The sequence below is a fragment of the Rhizobium sp. BK591 genome (genome assembly GCF_014195045.1).
In the GTDB taxonomy this organism is placed as follows: domain Bacteria; phylum Pseudomonadota; class Alphaproteobacteria; order Rhizobiales; family Rhizobiaceae; genus Rhizobium; species Rhizobium anhuiense.
In genome coordinates, this window is the sequence record NZ_JACIAZ010000010.1 from 127,641 (window position 1) to 147,357 (window position 19,717).

At 56.6% G+C, this 19,717-nt stretch carries 14 protein-coding genes; 3 read left to right on the forward strand and 11 right to left on the reverse strand.

Annotation, left to right across the window (positions count from 1 at the left end; genetic code table 11):
• Window positions 1-6: 6 nt before the first annotated feature.
• The 4 genes from mce to FHX10_RS32550 form a co-directional block, all read right to left on the reverse strand.
• Complete coding sequence (gene mce, locus FHX10_RS32535; RefSeq protein WP_132575202.1) at window positions 7-408, reverse strand: methylmalonyl-CoA epimerase; 402 nt, start codon at window positions 406-408, stop codon at window positions 7-9.
• A 7-nt stretch (window positions 409-415) separates the two neighbouring features.
• Complete coding sequence (scpA, locus tag FHX10_RS32540) at window positions 416-2,557, reverse strand: methylmalonyl-CoA mutase (protein ID WP_132575200.1); 2,142 nt, start codon at window positions 2,555-2,557, stop codon at window positions 416-418.
• A gap of 85 nt (window positions 2,558-2,642) precedes the next feature.
• Complete coding sequence (locus FHX10_RS32545) at window positions 2,643-4,646, reverse strand: acetyl/propionyl/methylcrotonyl-CoA carboxylase subunit alpha (protein WP_132575198.1); 2,004 nt, start codon at window positions 4,644-4,646, stop codon at window positions 2,643-2,645.
• Between the two features lie 57 nt (window positions 4,647-4,703).
• Window positions 4,704-6,236 carry an acyl-CoA carboxylase subunit beta gene (locus tag FHX10_RS32550; RefSeq protein WP_132575196.1) on the reverse strand — a complete coding sequence of 511 codons (1,533 nt, stop codon included), beginning with the start codon at window positions 6,234-6,236 and terminating at the stop codon, window positions 4,704-4,706.
• Between the two features lie 119 nt (window positions 6,237-6,355).
• Here FHX10_RS32550 and FHX10_RS32555 point away from each other — a divergent pair, with 119 nt between their 5' ends.
• Window positions 6,356-7,762, forward strand: coding sequence for a short-chain fatty acyl-CoA regulator family protein (locus FHX10_RS32555; RefSeq protein WP_132575410.1), 1,407 nt, complete (start codon window positions 6,356-6,358; stop codon window positions 7,760-7,762).
• Window positions 7,763-8,172: 410 nt separating this feature from the next.
• Here FHX10_RS32555 and FHX10_RS32560 read toward each other — a convergent pair whose 3' ends face one another.
• From FHX10_RS32560 to FHX10_RS32590, 7 genes are all read right to left on the reverse strand, one after another.
• A complete protein-coding gene (locus tag FHX10_RS32560; protein WP_130815678.1) occupies window positions 8,173-9,513 on the reverse strand; it encodes an adenylate/guanylate cyclase domain-containing protein in 1,341 nt (446 codons plus the stop codon).
• A gap of 1,065 nt (window positions 9,514-10,578) precedes the next feature.
• The gene (locus FHX10_RS32565; protein WP_130815677.1) at window positions 10,579-10,995 is read right to left on the reverse strand and encodes a cupin domain-containing protein; all 417 of its coding nucleotides are present in this window, start codon (window positions 10,993-10,995) and stop codon (window positions 10,579-10,581) included.
• A 182-nt stretch (window positions 10,996-11,177) separates the two neighbouring features.
• Complete coding sequence (locus FHX10_RS32570) at window positions 11,178-12,110, reverse strand: electron transfer flavoprotein subunit alpha/FixB family protein (protein ID WP_132575194.1); 933 nt, start codon at window positions 12,108-12,110, stop codon at window positions 11,178-11,180.
• A gap of 25 nt (window positions 12,111-12,135) precedes the next feature.
• A complete protein-coding gene (locus tag FHX10_RS32575) occupies window positions 12,136-12,885 on the reverse strand; it encodes an electron transfer flavoprotein subunit beta/FixA family protein (RefSeq protein ID WP_132575192.1) in 750 nt (249 codons plus the stop codon).
• Between the two features lie 122 nt (window positions 12,886-13,007).
• Complete coding sequence (locus tag FHX10_RS32580; RefSeq protein ID WP_207910835.1) at window positions 13,008-14,396, reverse strand: MmgE/PrpD family protein; 1,389 nt, start codon at window positions 14,394-14,396, stop codon at window positions 13,008-13,010.
• 100 nt (window positions 14,397-14,496) lie between these two features.
• Window positions 14,497-15,717 (reverse strand): ABC transporter permease, encoded by a 1,221-nt coding sequence (locus FHX10_RS32585; protein WP_246781281.1) that lies wholly within the window; start codon window positions 15,715-15,717, stop codon window positions 14,497-14,499.
• Between the two features lie 37 nt (window positions 15,718-15,754).
• Window positions 15,755-17,278 (reverse strand): sugar ABC transporter ATP-binding protein, encoded by a 1,524-nt coding sequence (locus tag FHX10_RS32590; RefSeq protein WP_246781282.1) that lies wholly within the window; start codon window positions 17,276-17,278, stop codon window positions 15,755-15,757.
• Window positions 17,279-17,888: 610 nt separating this feature from the next.
• Here FHX10_RS32590 and FHX10_RS32595 point away from each other — a divergent pair.
• Complete coding sequence (locus tag FHX10_RS32595) at window positions 17,889-18,857, forward strand: sugar ABC transporter substrate-binding protein (protein WP_132575190.1); 969 nt, start codon at window positions 17,889-17,891, stop codon at window positions 18,855-18,857.
• A gap of 95 nt (window positions 18,858-18,952) precedes the next feature.
• Complete coding sequence (locus FHX10_RS32600) at window positions 18,953-19,693, forward strand: SDR family oxidoreductase (RefSeq protein ID WP_132575188.1); 741 nt, start codon at window positions 18,953-18,955, stop codon at window positions 19,691-19,693.
• Window positions 19,694-19,717: the final 24 nt, after the last annotated feature.

Consider the following 19,717-nt stretch of genomic DNA (forward strand, 5'->3'; position numbering starts at 1 on the left):
ATTGGCCTAGGTCTGTTGGAATTCGATCAACGCACCCTGAAAGTCTTTCGGATGAGCGAAGAGAACGGGCCTATCGTGTGCACCAAATTTCGGCTTCCCGTCGCCGAGTATCCTCACGCCAATTTCACGAAGTTTCGCAGACGTTTCGTCGATTTCGGCTACTTCAAAGCATATGTGATGGATGCCCCCTGCGGGATTCTTTTCGAGAAAGCCCGCAATCGGGGATCCTTCGCCAAGTGGATGCATGAGTTCGATTTTGGTGTTAGGAATGCCGACAAAGACGACGGTGACACCGTGTTCGGGGAGGTCTTTCGGGGCCGAAGTTGTCGCTCCAAGTAGCTTATATTGAGCTGCAGCCGCCGCGAGATCAGGCACGACAATTGCGATATGGTTGAGCCAATTTATCATATTTCCCTCAATTGTTCCTTAGGCGGCCTTCCAGAAGGTCGAGAACGGCGCGCCCGGCCTCCATGACGTTTGTGCCGGGGCCGAAGACAGCAGCGACACCATGATCGAGCAGGAACTGGTAATCCTGACGCGGCACGACGCCGCCGCAGACGACGATGACATCGCCGCCGCCCTTGGATTTCAGCGTTTCGACTAGTTGCGGCAGCAGCGTTTTGTGGCCGGCGGCGAGCGACGACACGCCGACGACGTGGACGTTCGCGGCCAGCGCCATGTCGGCCGCTTCGTCCGGCGTCTGGAACAGCGGGCCGGCGAGCACATCGAAGCCGATATCGCCGAAGGCCGAAGCGATGATCTTGGCGCCACGGTCATGGCCATCCTGCCCGAGCTTGGTCACCATGATCTTCGGCTTGCGGCCGATAGTGCGCGAAAAGTCGGACAGCCGGGCAGATAATGTCACCAGTTCCGGCTCGTCCTTGTAGGCGTCGCCGTAGATGTCGCTGACGACTTCCGGCACGGCGGTGTGATCGCCGAACACAGCGCGCAACGCATCGGAGATCTCGCCGACGGTGGCGCGGGCGCGGGCAGCCCGGACTGCGGCTTCGAGAATATTGCCGTCGCCGGTGCGGGCGAACTGCGTCAGCGCCTCCAGCGCTGCAGTTACCTCGACGGTGTCGCGCCGTTTGCGGGTCTCCTCGATCCGCCTGATCTGGGCGGTGCGGACGGCGGCATTGTCGATGTCGAGAATGTCGAGATCATCCTCGGTTTCCAGCCGATATTTGTTGACCCCGACAATGACCTCTTCGCCTTTGTCGACGGCAGCCTGGCGGCGGGTGGCGGCCTCTTCGATCAGCCGTTTCGGCAGGCCATCGGCCACGGCCTTGGTCATGCCGCCCAGTGCCTCGACCTCCTCCATCAAGGCCCAGGCCTTGTCGGCAAGCTCGGCCGTCAGGCTTTCGACATAATAGGAGCCGGCCAAGGGATCGACGACTTTCGTTACGCCGGTCTCGTGCTGGAGGATGAGCTGCGTGTTGCGGGCGATGCGGGCGGAGAATTCCGTCGGCAGCGCGATTGCCTCGTCGAAGGAGTTGGTATGCAGCGACTGCGTGCCGCCGAGCACGGCCGACATCGCCTCGAAAGCGGTGCGGATGATGTTGTTATAGGGATCCTGTTCCTGCAACGAGACGCCGGAGGTCTGGCAATGGGTGCGCAGCATCAGCGAAGAGGCCTTCTTCGGCTCAAACTCCTCCATGATACGGGTCCAGAGCAGCCGGGCGGCGCGAAGCTTGGCAGCCTCCATGAAGAAATTCATGCCGATCGCGAAGAAGAAGGAGAGCCTGCCGGCGAAATCATCGACATTCAGGCCCTTGGCAATCGCCGCCCTGACATATTCGCGACCGTCGGCCAGCGTGAAGGCCAGTTCCTGCACCAGCGTCGCGCCGGCTTCCTGCATGTGGTAGCCGGAGATCGATATGGAGTTGAACTTCGGCATCTCGCGGGCGGTATAGTCGATGATGTCGGCAACGATCCGCATCGAGGGTTCGGGCGGATAGATATAGGTGTTGCGGACCATGAACTCCTTGAGGATGTCATTCTGAATGGTCCCCGAGAGCTCGGCCCGTGGAACGCCCTGCTCCTCGCCGGCCACGATGAAGGAGGCAAGGATCGGGATGACGGCACCGTTCATGGTCATCGACACCGAGATCTTTTCCAGCGGAATGCCGTCGAACAGGATCTTCATGTCCTCGACGCTGTCGATTGCCACACCTGCCTTGCCGACATCGCCGACGACGCGCGGATGGTCCGAATCATAGCCGCGATGGGTGGCAAGATCGAAGGCGACGGAGACGCCCTGCTGGCCGCTGGCGAGCGCCTTGCGGTAGAAGGCATTCGACGCTTCGGCGGTGGAGAAGCCGGCATATTGCCGGATGGTCCAGGGCCGTCCGGCATACATGGTGGCGCGCGGACCACGGGTGAACGGCGCAAGACCCGGCAGCGAGCCGAGGTGATCGACGGTTTCGAGATCGGCCTCGGTATAGAGTGGCTTGACGGCGATGCCCTCCGGCGTTTGCCAAGTGAGGCCGTCGGGCGAGGTCTTCAGTTCTTTCTCCGCTATCGTCTTCCAGTGGTGATAGAGATCCTCGTTTGCCATCTTAATGCGCCTCTAGCTTGACGATACCATCAATCATTGTTTTAGCGTCCTAGTGGTTGCCGCCGAGCAGAGATGCCGCTCATTGTTAGATAAATTCCATAATGAGTTCGTCGACGGCCATATTCTGACCGACGGAAGCGGCGACCCGTTTGACGATGCATTTACGCTCCGCTTTCAAAACGTTTTCCATCTTCATGGCTTCGATTGTAGCTAGTGGCTGTCCCGCCTCAATGATTTGTCCTTCAATAGCGGCGAGTGAGGTTATGACGCCGGGCATCGGGCAGAGCAGCATTCTCGAAGTGTCCGGTGGCAGCTTCGTTGGCATCAGCCGAGCAAGCCCGGCGACGCGCGGACTGCGGACATGGACAGTGACATCGATACCGCGCCAGCGCAGGCGGATGCCGGTGCCCCCAATATCGATCTTCACGCCCATGGCAGTTCCATCGACAACGAACGTGGAGTGGCTGCGGCCGGGCGTCCAGTCGCCGGCAACTGCAAAGACGGTGCCGTCCGACAGTTGGATACAGGCGCCATCGACGGAGGTGTTGAGTGTTACCGCATGTTCCTGACCGGAAAAGGTGACGACCCAATCCTTGCCGATCACCCGGCGGTGATTGCCGATGGTGCCGGAAATCTGCACGGCGCGGTCCTGCAGTGCCTTATGCACCAACGTGGCGACGGCTGCGAGTTTTCGTGCGGAGACGGTATCGGGCTCGACACCATGGAAGCCCTCGGGGAATTCTTCGCCAATGAAGGCCGTGGTGATGTTGCCGGAGCGGAAGCGGTCGTGCTGCATGACGGCCGACAGGAAGGGCAGGTTATGGCCAATGCCTTCGACCTCGAAATTGTCGAGAGCCGCCGACATGGCATCGATGGCAGTCAAACGATCAGGGGCCCATGTGCAGAGTTTCGCGACCATCGGGTCGTAATACATCGAGATTTCGCCGCCCTCGAAGACGCCGGTATCGTTGCGCACGATGATGCCATCGGACGTCTTGCCTTCGACCGGTGGCCGGTAGCGCGACAGGCGGCCGATCGAGGGCAAAAAATTGCGATACGGATCTTCGGCATAAAGCCGGCTTTCGATCGCCCAGCCGTTGAGCTTGACGTCATCCTGCCCGAAAGACAGCTTTTCGCCGGCTGCGACCCGGATCATCTGCTCGACCAGATCGATGCCGGTGATCAACTCGGTCACCGGGTGCTCGACCTGCAGGCGGGTGTTCATTTCGAGAAAATAGAAATTCCGGTCGCCATCGACGATAAACTCGACGGTGCCGGCCGAATGATAGCCAACGGCCTTCGACAAGGCGACAGCCTGCTCGCCCATAGCGCGGCGGGTTTTCTCGTCAAGGAACGGTGATGGAGCCTCCTCGATGACCTTCTGGTTTCGCCGCTGGATCGAGCATTCGCGTTCGCCGAGATAGAGCACCGTGCCATGCTTGTCGCCAAGCACCTGGATTTCGATATGGCGCGGTTGGGTGACGAATTTCTCGATGAAGATACGGTCGTCGCCGAACGAATTCTTCGCCTCGTTCTTCGAGGATTGGAAACCTTCGCGGGCTTCCGCGTCGTTCCAGGCGATGCGCATGCCCTTGCCGCCACCGCCGGCCGAGGCCTTGATCATCACCGGATAGCCGATGGACGCGGAAATTTTTACCGCCTCGTCGGCATCGGCAATCAGGCCCATATGGCCGGGCACGGTGGAAACACCGGCTTCGGCCGCCAGCTTCTTCGAAGTGATCTTGTCACCCATGGCCTGGATAGCGCCGACAGGCGGGCCGATGAAGGCAATGCCTGCCTTTTCCAGCGTCTCAGCAAACGCGGCGTTTTCCGACAGGAAGCCATAGCCTGGATGCACCGCATCGGCGCCACTCTTGCGTATGGCGTCAAGGATCTTGTCGATGACGATATAGGACTGGTTTGACGGTGCCGGGCCGATATGCACGGCCTCGTCAGCCATCTTCACATGCAGGGCATCGGCATCCGCATCGGAATAGACGGCCACGGTGGCGACGCCCATCTTGCGCGCCGTCTTGATCACCCGGCAGGCGATCTCGCCGCGATTAGCAATGAGGATTTTCTTGATCATTTTACTCTCGATCGGTTCAAACTTGCTCTGGCATCCGGAGAATGACGGGACGACGGATCACAATGGGATCGTATCGTGCTTGCGCCAAAGCTGTTCCTGCCGCTTGCCGCGCAGCGAGGCAAAGGCGCGAGCAATGCGCCGGCGGGAGGAGTGGGGCATGATAACTTCGTCGATAAAGCCGCGTTCGGCCGCCTTGAAGGGGTTGGCGAAGTTGACCTCGTACTCTGCAGTCCGGGTTGCGATCTTCTGCGCGTCGTCGAGTTGGGAGCGGTATAGGATTTCGGTGGCGCCCTTGGCGCCCATCACGGCGATTTCGGCGGTCGGCCAGGCATAGTTGACGTCGGCGCCGATATGCTTGGAGGCCATGACGTCATAGGCGCCGCCATAGGCTTTGCGGGTGATCAGCGTCACCATCGGCACGGTGGCCTGGCTGTAGGCAAACAATAGCTTGGCGCCATGCTTGATGACGCCGCCATATTCCTGCGCGACGCCTGGCAGGAAGCCGGGCACGTCGACCAGGGTCAGGAGCGGGATCGAGAAGGCATCGCAGAAGCGGACGAAGCGGGCCGCCTTGCGTGAACTATCGATATCGAGGCAGCCGGCCAGCACCATCGGCTGGTTGGCGACGACGCCGACGGTCTGGCCCTCAAGCCGGATGAAGCCGGTGATGATGTTGCGGGCAAAGGCTTCCTGAAGCTCGAAGAAATCGCCTTCGTCCGCGATCGCGTGGATGAGCTCCTTCATGTCGTAGGGTTTTGCCGAACTGTCCGGGATCAGCGTGTCCAGACGGTTCTCGATGCGGGCCGGATCGTCGTGGAAGGGACGCACCGGCGGTTTTTCGCGGTTGTTGAGTGGGAGGAAATCGAACAGCAGCCGCACCTGCTCCAGCGTCTCAATATCGTTTTCATAGGCTGCGTCGGCGACCGAGGATTTCTTCGTATGGGTGCCGGCGCCGCCCAGTTCTTCGGCCGTGACGATCTCGTTGGTGACGGTCTTCACCACGTCGGGTCCGGTGACGAACATGTAGGACGAATCGCGCACCATGAAGATGAAGTCGGTCATGGCGGGCGAATAGACCGCACCACCGGCGCAGGGACCCATGATGACGGAGATCTGCGGAATGACGCCCGACGCCTCGGCATTGCGCCGGAAGACTTCGGCATAACCGGCAAGCGAGGCGACGCCCTCCTGGATGCGGGCACCGCCGGAATCGTTGAGGCCGATGACGGGCACGCCGTTGCGCACCGCCATGTCCATGATCTTGCAGATCTTCTGCGCATGGGTTTCGGACAGCGAGCCGCCGAGCACGGTGAAGTCTTGGGAAAAGACGTAGACCTGGCGGCCATTGATAGTGCCCCAGCCGGTGACGACGCCATCGCCCGCCACTTTCTGCTCTGCCATGCCGAAATCGACGGCGCGATGGGTGACGTACATGTCGTATTCTTCGAAGGAGCCTTCGTCGAGTAGCACCTCGATGCGCTCGCGCGCCGTCAGCTTGCCCTTGGCATGCTGTGCATCAATGCGTTTTTGCCCGCCGCCGAGACGCGCCTGTTCCCGTCGCTGCTCAAGGTTCTCAATATTAGCCGCCATGATGACCTTCTATTTCAGTTTCCATGTCGGATAACGAAAATCTCGTATTGGCAAAAGGCGCCATCGTGTGCAAAAGTATTTTCTGCAAAAATGCAAATATCCATTTTGCGAAAAAGAACATGGTGGCTGGGAAGCTTTATATCGGACGAAAAGTTCGCGATCTGCGCGACGCCAACAGGTTCACTCAGGCGGTTTTCGCTGAGCGGCTTGGAATTTCGACCAGTTATTTGAACCAGATCGAGAATAATCAGCGGCCTGTCTCCGCGACTGTTCTCCTGGCGCTGGCCGACAAATTCAAGATGGATATCAGCGAGCTGTCAGCCGGCAGCGGAGATCGTCTCGTCTCTGCACTGGCGGAAACGCTGTCGGATCCCCTATTTGCAAACTACATTCCCAGCATTCAGGAATTGAAGCTGATCGCGCAGAATGCGCCCGGGTTTGCCCATGCTTTGCTCAACTGCCACGAGGCATACCGGCAGCGCAGCGAACAGCTTGCAAGCCATGATGATCGGTTGGACGATCAAATCCTAGTGGAAAACACGCCCTATGAGGAAGTGCGCGATTTTTTTCATTTTGTTGATAACTACATTCATGAAGTTGATCAACAAGCGGAATCCCTAGCACAGGAACTCGGTCTTGCCGAGCAAGATACTTTTACGACCCTCAGTCAATTTATTGACACACGGTATGGGATTCGGCTGCGCAAGGACACCGAGGTTCACGCGGCTATGCGCCGCTTCGATCCAATTTTACGAGAATTGACGCTGAACCAGTATCTCCCGGCGCCAACGAGAGACTTTCAGGTTGCATTGCAAATCGCGCAATTGCACGGAGCTGAGACAATCGACGCCGTCGCGTCAGCGGCGAATTTTAAGACCCAGGAAGCATACGAGATCTGTCGTATCGGATTGCACAACTACTTTGCCGGTGCGCTGCTTTTACCATATGGAGTATTTAAAGAAACCGCCGCTGAACTTCGGCATGATCTCGACCTCCTCTCTGCTCGGTTTGGCGCTTCGCTTGAGCAGGTGTGCCACCGTCTTTCGACGCTGCAGCGCCCCGGCGGCAAAGGCGTTCCTCTCTTCTTTGCACGGATCGATCGGTCCGGAAATATCACCAAGCGACACAGCGCGACGAAACTTCAGTTCGCGAGATATGGCGCAGCTTGCCCGCTGTGGATCGCGCATCAGGCGCCAGTGACACCGGGACAGATCATGCGCCAGCTTGCGGAAACGCCGGATGGTAGTCGCTATCTCTGTCTTGCTACGCAGACATCGAAAGCCGTGGCCGGATACAGCAACAACCGGCCGACCTACACGCTGGCTCTCGGATGCGAGATCTCCTACGCAGATGCTTTCGTCTACGCGGACGATCTCGATGTATCGAACCAACGCGGTTTCGATCCGATCGGAGTATCGTGTCGCCTTTGCGAACGACGCGACTGTGCTAGCAGGTCGATTCCCCCGCTCCGCCAAAAGATATTGGTCGATCACCATCTCAGGGGAATGCTCCCGTACAAACTCTGACGGCGGGGGCTATAAGCCAAATCAGGATGCCAAGCATAATGGAGCGTATTCAGAGGAACCTGGCCGGCCTCGAATTTATCCGGCGTCCGGTCCGCTTCCACAGTGCGTTGTCACAAAAAACTTCGTCAGCTTCGTGGGACGCGATCGCCGAAAGTAGCGTTGTAATGTGAAACCTGCCTCGCGGAGAGCCTTGAAGAAAGGTCGATATGTACATTGGAAGAAAAGTCGTAAAGTCCCTGACCGACGGGCTTCGCTAAGAGCACAGCCAGATTCCCGAAAGCTATGTGCCGTTTCCGCCCAGGGCTGGGCGCGACCATGAGCGCTTCCGTTCGACGCTCCTGCCACTTGAAAACGGGTAAAGCGCCGAAAGATGCCAGGATCCATGCTTTAGCATCGAGGGTCTGACGATCTCAGCCTCGGTGCGCGGGAACGGCATTGGCCAAGGCATAAATCGCCACTGGTTTGTCCCGATTGCGAACCGCCATTTCTCCGAGGCTGCGCAAGCCGACGATATGACCGCCCAGGCGCTCAAACGTTCTTCCACAAAGCAAACAGTTGGTGCCAAGTTTCTTGTTGAGCGCCTCCAGACGTTGAGACAGGTTTACGGTATCGCCGTATAAAGTGAACGAAAGCTTGTCTTCGCTCCCAACTGTACCGGCTGCAACAGGGCCCGAGGCAATCCCGATCCTCAGTTTGATTCGATGGCCATCAAACTTGGTATCCGCAAGCACCTGCAATATCTCCTGTGCGGCCCTGACCGCCCGCAGCTCGTGATCGTCACAAGCAAGTGGCAAATTGAATGCTGCAATGACGGCGTCGCCGAAATAATTAACGACCAGGCCTCCGTGACTGCTTACTACCGTTGAGACGGATGAAAAAAGCCCATTTAAGAGGCTGATTACTGCTGAGGGATCCAGATTTTCCGACAAGGCGGTAAAGCCTTCCACGTCGGCGAAAAGCAGTGTGGCGTCTCTTATCTGAGGCGCCAATTGACCATCGCTTGCGAGATCGCCAATAACCGACGACGGAACGTATTTACCAAAGAGGCGCTGGATTTGGCGCCGTCTCTCCTCTGCTTCAAGCCTTGCGGAGGCAACAGACCTGGCACGATGAACAGCGACTGCGGCAATTCCCGTCAACGTCGTCATTATCAGTCCTTCTTCGATGCGCGACTCTATTCCAATGAAATTGGGGTTGAGAACGACATTGTAGAAAACTTCCCGTGAAGGGGACGGGGCTAGATCCGAAAACGATAACATCTCCGGCATGCTGTGGACGATCCAAGCCGTGGAAAACGTCAATCCTAGAACGCAACTCGCCCCTGTCCAGACCACCAACCAAGGCGATAGCGTCAAGATGGAAGCAGCTATAACGACGTAAAAGTATTGTACCCGGCTGGTCAGGAACACAAGATTTTGCGGTATCGAGTCGCCGCTGCTCAAGGGAACAAACGTTAAAACAAGGGAGACGAGCACCGCATCAGTGCAAAAAAAAGCATAGCGCGCGTAGATTTCGAACCGCGTTCTTGTCGATATAAGTGCCACCAAACCAAGAGACGCCAAGAAAAGCGTGAAGGCGAATATCACGATGTTGACGGGGTAGTGATAGCCCCAAAGAAACACGAATGCTAACAGAGTTACGGCAACCGTGCGTCCCAACACAGCCAAAATGAATCCTGTCCGTTGCGCGGCCTCAAGAGAGCGGTTTTGAAATAGGAAATTCAACGAACTTAGCCGTTTCTGCGAAGTCATACTTAGTTGCTCAATCTTTTCGCGGTTGGAGTCGCATTGGGAAAGGAAGGCCCAGCTTCCTCCGGAAACTAGCCTCTCAGATATTGAAACCGCTGCAGCACGATTTTAATTCGTGCCTTTTCTGGCTGGAAAACCGCGATGATGCTCGCTGTCTTGGACACACCGGAGCCGGCTCTTCCGGTTCCGAGCGTAAGACGAGAATGAAAGGGTGAAGGCGGAAGACCTTACCGCATAGTATCTTGTGCTAAAGACCACATATCCCCGTTTACAATGTACCTACGCCCCCATTAGGCCGTGGCAAGATGGGTCTCGAAGAGAGACGTGAATTTATCGAACGGAATCATGTCTACTCTATCGTAGAGATCAACGTGGCCGGGACCCTTTACCGCTTTGGTTTAGACGCGCGGGAATACGTATCCTCACTAAACTCCTTGGAGTGAGCTTGGTCACCGCGCAGCACGCCAGCTTCCTTAAGTTGAGTACTTCCACGGCGACCGGTGTCCAAGGTGCCGCCTTGGTCGTGACGTCAGTTGTTTGCTGCCATTTTTTGCAAACTCCCCTCGTTTCGATCGAATTAAGGATTCTTAGCAGCTGCTCGATACTTGTATTAGTCGCCTCATGTCGCTTGTCGTTATGAGATGCGCTCATCAATGTTTGAGCGGAGACTGTCGTTCGTATCGGATCGATTCAGGATTTCAGGAACGAAGCTCAGGGTTACGGCTGCGAATAGTCAGTCTGCGAAGCCTGGTAAAACCTGCTGGTGATTTGGGAATAGGGAAAATATCGATGACATGTATTGAACTGAGTCTTTCCAATTCGATGTGAGGTTCGCATACATTGCGCCTCTAGCTCGCTAGCATCGCCTGATTCAAACGATCAATGCCCATTCGAAAAGCGGCGCGAGCCGTTGGCCGGCAAAAATCCTCAGGAAACGATCGCCTCCGCTAACACCGGTCCCCGATCACGTTGCAAGTGGAGAAACTTTGCCCGCTATCTTTTTAAGCCCGAACTGATGCCGCGCCGTTCGCTAGTCGTTGATACAAATTGCTCACGACACGCAGAGAGTCATTCGAATGCTCGTTTCACAGCACCGAGATATTCTTCGTCGGTCACAGGGGCCAGCCAATCAACGACCTTTCCATCAACATTCTCTTGGATTGCTATATGGGTCATGGCCGTAGAGGGCGCTGCGCCGTGCCAATGCTTTTCGCCTGGCTCGAACCAGATCACATCGCCTGGCCTAACCTCCTCGATCGGCCCGCCAGCTCGTTGCACCAGGCCCACCCCTCCCGTCACAATAAGGGTTTGTCCGAGCGGATGAGTGTGCCATGCTGTTCGCGCGCCAGGCTCGAAAGTGGCCGCGCCAGCCGTCGCACGCCGAGAGGCGTTAGCTGCGAAGAGTGGATCGAGGCGTACGTTTCCGGTGAACCATTCGACTGGCCCCTTGGCGGAGTTTTGCGAACCGTTCCTGTCAATTTTCATGTCTTGTCTCCGTTAGTTGGGCACCCATGCGTGGGTGCATGAAATAAGGGGTATTAGTTATTCTTTGGATTCAAATTACCGGAGCCGCAGGATGTTCTATAAAATATTTAGTCCGCATTGCAGGTTCATTGCCTCGTCGCAAATTGCGGTAGCAAGCTGCGATTGGAGGCGACCATAGCGACTCAAAGCAAGTTCGCGAGTTCCGGTAAAGCGACGAAGATATCCGCGACGAGGCCGTAGTCGGCGACCTGGAAGATCGGCGCTTCCTCATCCTTGTTGATTGCAACGATAACCTTCGAGTCCTTCATGCCAGCGAGATGCTGGATGGCACCGGAGATGCCACAGGCGATGTAGAGCTGCGGTGCCACCACCTTACCGGTCTGGCCGACCTGCCAATCATTCGGAGCATATCCGGCATCGACGGCAGCACGCGATGCACCGACGGCCGCGCCGAGCTTGTCGGCAACGGGCACAATGACCTCGTCGAACTTTTCCGCGGAACCGAGCGCGCGGCCGCCGGAAATGATGATCTTGGCCGAGGTCAGTTCCGGACGGTCGGATGAGGATACTCGGCTGGAGACGAATGAGGAAAGGCTTGAAGAAAAAGCTGCCGTTGAGATTTCCTCAACGGCAGCAAGCTGGCCTTGGGAGGCCGGGGGAAAGGATGTCGTGCGTACGGTGATGACCTTCTTGGCCTCGCCCGACTGCACCGTCTGGATGGCATTGCCGGCATAGATCGGCCGCTTGAAGGTGTCAGCAGAGATCACCTCGATGATCTCCGAGACCTGGGCAACGTCGAGCAGGGCTGCCACCCGCGGCAGCACGTTCTTGCCGACCGAGGTGGCGGCCGAGATGATCGTGTCGTAGCTTCCCGCCAGCGAGACGATCAGGTCGGCCAGCGGTTCGGCCAGATTGTTGGCGAGTTCGTCGCTTTCGGCGAGCAGCACCTTGGAGACACCGGCAAGCTTGGCGGCGGCATCGGCAGCTGGCTTGGCAGCCTTGCCGGCAACCAGCACATGCACGTCGCCGCCAATCTTGGATGCAGCCGTCAGCGTCTTGGCGGTCTGGTCGGACAGGCTTGCATTGTCGTGGTCAGCCAGAAGAAGAATGGTCATGATGATGGTTCCTGTTCCAAGCTGATTACAGCACGCCGGCTTCGTTTTTGAGCTTGTCGATGAGTTCGGCGACCGACTTGACCTTGACGCCGGCCTTGCGGCCCGACGGCTCCTCGGTCTTCAAGACCTTGAGGCGCGGTATGGTCGAGACGCCGAAATCATCAGGGCTCTTCTTGTCGAGCGGCTTCTTCTTCGCCTTCATGATGTTCGGCAGCGAGGCATAACGCGGTTCGTTCAAGCGCAGATCGGTCGTGACGACCGCCGGCAGCTTGATCTCGATCGTCTGCAGGCCGCCATCGACTTCGCGGGTCACCTGAGCCTTGCCATCACCGATCTCGATCTTCGAGGCGAAGGTCGCTTGGGCGGTTCCAAGCAATGCCGCCAGCATCTGGCCGGTCTGGTTGCTGTCGTCATCGATCGCCTGCTTGCCGACGATGATGAGGCCCGGCTGTTCGGCATCGGCCACAGCCTTGAGGATCTTGGCGACAGTGAGCGGCTCGATTTGATCATCGGTCTCGACCAGGATCGCCCGGTCGGCGCCCATGGCAAGTGCGGTCCGCAGCGTCTCCTCGGCCTTGGCAGGACCGATCGAGACGACCACCACTTCCTCGCACCTGCCGGCTTCCTTCAGCCGCAGCGCCTCTTCCACCGAGATCTCGTCGAACGGGTTCATCGACATCTTCACATTGGCAAGCTCGACACCCGTGCCATCCGGCTTCACCCGGATTTTCACGTTGTAGTCGACAACCCGCTTTACGGCGACTAGGATTTTCATTGGGTTCTCCTCATGCCAACCGCTTGGCTTGAATCAGAAATTAAAGAAATCGGATGAAAACGTGGTTTCGATAGACATCCCGCATTGGCGGCCATCTAAACCACCTTCCGTCTTATTCGTCGTCATGAAAGCAGCCGAATAATCTTAGTGGCATCCGTCACTTGCTCGAGAGACCGTACCATCCCGGCAGCGTCGGAGATCGCAGCTGAGGATTTTGGCTGAGCGGCCAGAGCTGCACAGGACGTGAATTTGCGAACCAGGTCAGTCCATTCCAGGGGAAAGTCATTACTTCCTGGTGTCCCCTTCCCTGTTCCGATTATGGTCAACCCTCGCCTTGTGTCGATTTCAACGCGCGCGTCGGGCATTTCAGCTGTCCAATCAAATTTGCTGTCGTCAACAGGAACCACCTTCTGGGCCATAGCGAGTACCGCCTGATCTTGAAGTCCTTGCTCGGTAAAATGCTCAACTCCGACGCGGCCGTAGGTCGCCGCGACCGCGACACAGAAAGGAAGACTGAACCGCGCGTCCATGGAGCCTGTCGGTCGCCGTCTTTCCTCGAGCGGATAGGACATACGCTGCTGGAAATCACCGACGAACGGCCGAATTTCCTGAATGTCATCTGCTTTGAGGTCGTGTTCGCGTACCAACTTCAGGATCGCATGGATGTAGGTGTTGGCAATTCCGCAGACGGGCCATGGCTTGTACTGCATCGAGGCCCCTTTAAAGCGAGTACCAAGTCCGTCAAGGATCTTGGTACGATCATATTCGCCGCCGAAATAGACTTTCATAATTCCTGCCTGGCCTTCGAAAACGCGCTGCGTGCCCGTGACGCCGTTCTTCGCAAGCATTCCGGACATCACGGCGCTTTTGGCGACGAAACCAGCATACAGCTCTCCCAGATCGCTTCCCGTTCCAAACCGCATCTCCAGTGTCCCACAGGAGCCCAGGCTTGCTATACCAAATGCGTTGGCCACTTGGTCCTCTCTGAGACGCAATACGTATGAAACACCTGCAGTAGCCGAGAATACACCCAGCACGGTTGTCACAAGCCAGTCCAGTCGCTGCTTCAGGCTTCGCCGCATCCTGAGAAAGATATCCTGCCCGATTGCAACAGCCGTGATGAGATCCTGGCCGGACAGTCCGCCTTGATACTCGGCTGCGGCAAACACCGCGGGGATAAGTGTGCTGCTTGCGTGATTACCATCAGGTGCCATATCATCAAAATCTAAGCAGTGTGCCATCGCGCCATTCGCAAAGGCGGCCATGATAGGCGGAGCACGGTCGCCGAAACCTAAGACACTACATTGCGGTTTGCCGCCGTGATCGCGAACAAATTCCATAACTCCGCGTACGGCGGGCACGGTACCACTCGCTGCCAAGCTTACTCCCAGCAGGTCAAGAATACTCTTTTTGGCCGCTTCCACCGCTTCAGCCGGCAAATCCTCGTAGCGGCAGTTCGAAACGAACTTGGCCAAGTCGCGGGAAAAATCGTCAGCAGGCATCGTCACCATTGTCTTCACTCTTTTGGGTCGGCGAGAAAAATGGATGCACTCGTCGCGATCTCGTCGCTTTCGCTTGCACGCTTTAACTGAATGATCTCGGAGCTGTGGATTAGCCTGTCTTCGTTCTTCGCTTATTGCCACCGACGGTATAAATCGCCGCAGCCGAGACGACCACGATACCTTCTATAAGACCCTGGTAGTTCGCACCCAGGTTAAGAATATTAAACCCGTTGGTTAGGGAATATAGTAGAAGCGCTCCACCTAGCGTTTTGACTACGCTCCCCGCGCCCCCGAACAGGGACGTGCCCCCGAGGATTGCTGCCGCAATGACCGTAAGTTCAGCTCCCTGCAGGCCCGTAGGATTCATCGAGCGGAGCCGTGCTGCAAATAATATTCCGGCAAACCCCGCTATGCCGCTGCAAAAGACAAACGCGGCAAGACGGTAAAGTGTGACATTGATGCCTGATAAACGTGCTGCCTCCGGGTTGCCGCCGACCGCATAGATCTTTCGACCGACCGTTGTAAAGCGCAGAACAAACCAGACCATCGCCGTGAACACTGCCAAATATATCACGGGCATTTTCACCGAGACGACAAAACCGGCAACCCACGTGAACGCCAGTATCGAGACGCCCGCAAGGACGAGGCCAGCAGAGCGCGGAGACATTCTTTTGATACGAATCGCGCTGTAGGCTCCAGAGATAAGAAAGAGCGCGGAGAGACCGATCAGTACATAGGCAATGTCGATCCGGTTTGATTCAAATGCTTTCAGTACTTCGACGATCTGGGGCGACTGGATCGTTAAGGACGCACCGTCGGTATAAATCAAAACCAGCCCGCGCACTGCCGTTAATGTTCCCAGCGTCACAATAAACGCGTTGATCCCCAGGAATTGCACGATGCTCCCATTGATCAGTCCAATTGTCACTGCTGTGGCCATGGAAAGGCCAATCGCCGGCACGAGCCCCATGGAGTTGCAGCTTCCAACGAAGATCGCCGCCGAAAGCGCTGCGACAGACGCGACAGAAAGATCGAAATTTCCGGTAATCAGGACAACTGTCATGGCAATAGCCATGAATGAAATCAGTGATGCCTGGTAAACGACATTCGTCACATTGAGAACGCTGACATAATTGGATTTTCCAAGGTAGGCTGTGGTGAATGAAAGGACGATCACGAGCAACAGCAAGGCGTAAAAGACGCCCATCTCACGAAGGCCGAAGGCTTGACTCCAGTCCGCCTTTTTGTCGATTGACGGATTTGAAGCGAGCGACGGCGCCGCAGCACGGCTCTTCGTCTGTTCATCGGTTTGCTTCAGTGTCAAAGCCATTGTGTTCTCACTATTCATATTCAAGTTTCGAGCTTGTTCAGGCGGCTGTCTGCGCAACAGTATGGCCGCTGGCCAACAGGATGAGTTCATGTTCTGAGGTGCTTGCGACCGATCTTTCGGCGATGCAACGTCCGTCCCGCATCACAAGTATGCGATCACACGCGGCAATCAATTCCTCAAATTCCGACGAAACGACGATAACGGCTTTGCCTTCAGATGCGAGCTTACGCACCAGCATAAGGATGTCCGCTTTTGCACCGACGTCGATCCCCGCGGTTGGTTCATCGAGAAGAAAAACGTCGACGTTGCTGTACAACCACTTGGCGATAGTCACTTTTTGCGCGTTTCCACCGCTGAGTTCCGTCACCGGCACGTCCGGCGACTGCGCCTTGATAGAAAGCCGCTGGATAGCGTCGAGGGCCCGTTCGCGCTCCTTGAGCTCGATGGGGATCACACCTCCCGCTGAAACCCCTTTCAGGGCGGGCAGCGTCGTATTTCGCCATATTTCAAACCCGGGGACCAAGCCTTGACGCATTCTGTCCTCTGGTACCAAGGCGATGCCGGCCTTTACGGCTGCAGAGGTGCTGCGGCGAAGCGTTTTTCCCCGCAAGACCACATCGCCGGTCGCATCGGCATCTGCTCCGAAGATTGCATGAAGCAGCTCACTGCGACCTGAACCAAGCAACCCGGCGATGCCCAGTACCTCACCGGCACGCAATTTTAGCGAAATAGGCTGAAGCTTGCCCGGGGACCCCAATTCCCGAAGCTCTAGCAGCTCTGGTAGGACCTTTAACTGCTCTAGGCTGCGCCCTTGCGATGTTGTTTCCATCGCAGCCAGCCTGCGCCCAACGATCGCCTCAGCAATCTTGGATTCATCGAGGTCTTTTGTTTCCGCTCGCAGCACGGCCTGGCCATCACGTAGCACCGTCACCTCGTCGGTCAACGCTATGATTTCATCGAGGAAATGCGATACAAAGAGAATGGCTTTGTTTTCGCCTTGAGTGAGGCGTCGAACAGCGCGATAGACAAGTTCCCGCTCCTCAATCGCCAAGGAAGCGGTAGGCTCATCCATGACGATCAGATCGGCTCCTGAGCCGAGCGCCTGGAAGATTGCTACCATCTGACGCGCACCGATCCGCAAGTCGCCCACAAGCGCGTCCGGATTCAAGGAATACCCGACGCGCTCACAAATAACATCGAAGCGCTCACGCATTTCGAGGCTCTGGCGCCAAAAGCCGGGCGCTGCGAGAAAGACATTTTCGAGGACGGAGAGCGTCGAGACCAACGGAATATGCTGATGAATCGTTGCCACCCCGCTGTCATTGGCGTCTCTCGGACTCGACCAAGAGACTGCTCCGCCCCTCCAGTAAATTTGCCCAGATGTTGCCGCATAGGCGCCGGAAATAATCTTGATCAACGTCGACTTGCCGGCGCCATTGGCCCCTAGAAGTCCGTGGACGCGGCCGCTTGTGATCTGAAGATCAACGCCCCTCAGCGCAATCAGCCCACCAAACTTCTTCGTCACGTTCTCCAAACGCATTAGCAGTGAGCGATCGGTCATCGGTTGGAATCTCCGACAGAACGGTGCATACTCAACTTCATCGCTTCGAATTGCGTGGGGTCACGCGCTTCCTGCTCCAACGCAATTTGCCGAGCTGTTCGGTTTCGAAAATGGTGGCGATGCTGCAACACTTTTTCCTCCACGCGGACCGCCGCCGGCGATCCTGCACAATACGCATCCTACTCCCAAGAATATAAATATCCCCGCATATGGGATTATGTCAATCCCGCTTTGCGCGCTCGACCAACTCGCCGGATCTTACTGGCCGTTTATAGAGCTACTTATGATTTCATCGCCTCATTGATGCGCCTATTTTTACCCATATGGAGGGCCGGCCCTCGACGCAATTGATAGTCTCCCAAAGCATTCGCTTGACAATGTCTCGTAATATAAGATTATTTACGAACGTCGATCAGAGCTCCACTCGCTACGAGTAGCGGTGTTTGATCACGTCAGTCGCTCCGCATATCTGTTGGCCGTCCCGCCAACCGTTGCGTTTTGCGGGAAGCCGTTCACGTATGCCTGGGCGATTGCGCAGGGAGGAATTGGAAAAGTAGAAGCCGGCCGCAGTCGCTATGACGCTGCCAAATGTTTATGGGAGGAGTGCAGAATGCGAAATAGAACTGGTTTCCTAACAGTACTGGGGCTTTCGACCGCGCTGACGAGCGTGGGGCCCGGCGCGTACGCGAAGGACGTCACTCTCGCTTTTGTCGTTACAAATTTTCAGAATGTTGCCGAAGTCAGCCAGGCGGATGGCTTTAAGGCAGAAGGTGAAAAGCTGGGTGCTAAAGTCGTCCTGATGGACTCAAAGGGCAGCGTTGAAAAGCAATCAAATGCGATCGACGACGCAATTGCTCAAAAGGTCGACGGTATCGCCGCGATCGTTCTCGACAGTGCAGTGGCAAAGACATGGGTGGACAAGGCAAACGCGGCTGGAATACCGTTCACAGCCGTGCTGGTCCAAGTTGGCGAACCGACTGCCAAGTGGACAGATGTATATCCTGGACTTGCCTCGCTCGTCGGGCGTGACGATTTCCAGACGGGCGAGGACCTCGCCGGCTTTGCTGCAAAACAGTTGCCTACGGATCGAACTGCCAAAATCGGCATCGTAGAAGGCATGGCTGGGTATTCAACTGTCGTCAACCTGACGAATGGTTTCAAGGCCGGGCTGGAAAAGGCTGGCGCAAAGTATGAAATCGTTTCGTCGCAGCCCACCGATTGGACACAAGCAAAGGGTCAAGAAGTCTGCCAGAATGCTCTTGTCGCTAACCCGGATATCGACGTGTTTTATGCACACGCGGAAACGATGGCTGTCGGCTGCGCCGATGCTATCAGCGACGCCGGTTCAAAAGCGAAAGTCGTGACAGCGGCTGGTGGCCTGGCCGCTGGTATGCCGTATGTCAAATCCGGACAGATCACCGCGTCGGTTTGTGAGCTCTGGCGAGAATATGGAGCTGCCGGAGCCGACACGCTTTACAAGGCTGCAACGGATGCGAAAACCCCGAAGGGCGCGCTGGTTAGCATTCCGCCGCCGATCTATACGGCTGAGAATGCCGATAGCTGCAAGCCACAATGGTGAGATTCCTATAGAAAAGGCGCGCGCCAGCGACGCAACGCTGGCGCGCGCCATTGACTTGCGCCAAGTTGCGCGAAGCCTTGGATTGTGGAGTAACGATGGCGTCCCTTTCCGGTAAAACCGCTTTGATCACCGGTGCACTCGGCACGATTGGCCGAGCCTTGGTCGCCCGCTTTCAACAGGAGGGAGCAAGCGTCATTGCACTTGATCTTCCCGGTTTGGATGGCGAGGCGGTCCTTTCTGATGCATCAGGCAATGTACGTTATTGTGGTTGCGATTTAGGTGACCTTGTCGAAACGGAGCAGACGGTCGGCAAGCTCGCACAGGACGTAGGTGGCATCGACATCCTGATAAATAACGCAGCCTTTATCACGAACCGACCGCACGAAGACTACACCATCGCCGAATATGAAAAGGAGATCCGCATCAACTCCTCGGCTGCTTTCGTTGTATCGCGAGTTTGCAGCGCTCATATGAAGGAAGTCAAATCTGGCAAAATCATTTGCCTGACGTCGCTAACACTGAACGGTCAGTGGGACGGATTCGTACCATACGTAGCGTCAAAGGGGGCCATGTATGGCTTGGTCAAGTCATTGGCACGCGAATTGGGAAGGCACGGCGTTAATGTAAACGGTATCTCACCGGGCGCGGTGCTATCCGATGCGGAATGGAAGCTGTTTGGTGACAGGCGTGAAGCCTACCATCAGTGGATACTTGACCATCAATGCCTCAAACGCCGGATCGAGGCTGTCGACGTCGCTAATCTTGCAGTTTTTTTGTCTTCGCCTCAGGCTGACCTCATATCCGGACAGAACATCAGTTGCGATGGCGGCTGGTAATATCTTCGGCGCAATTAGAATCGC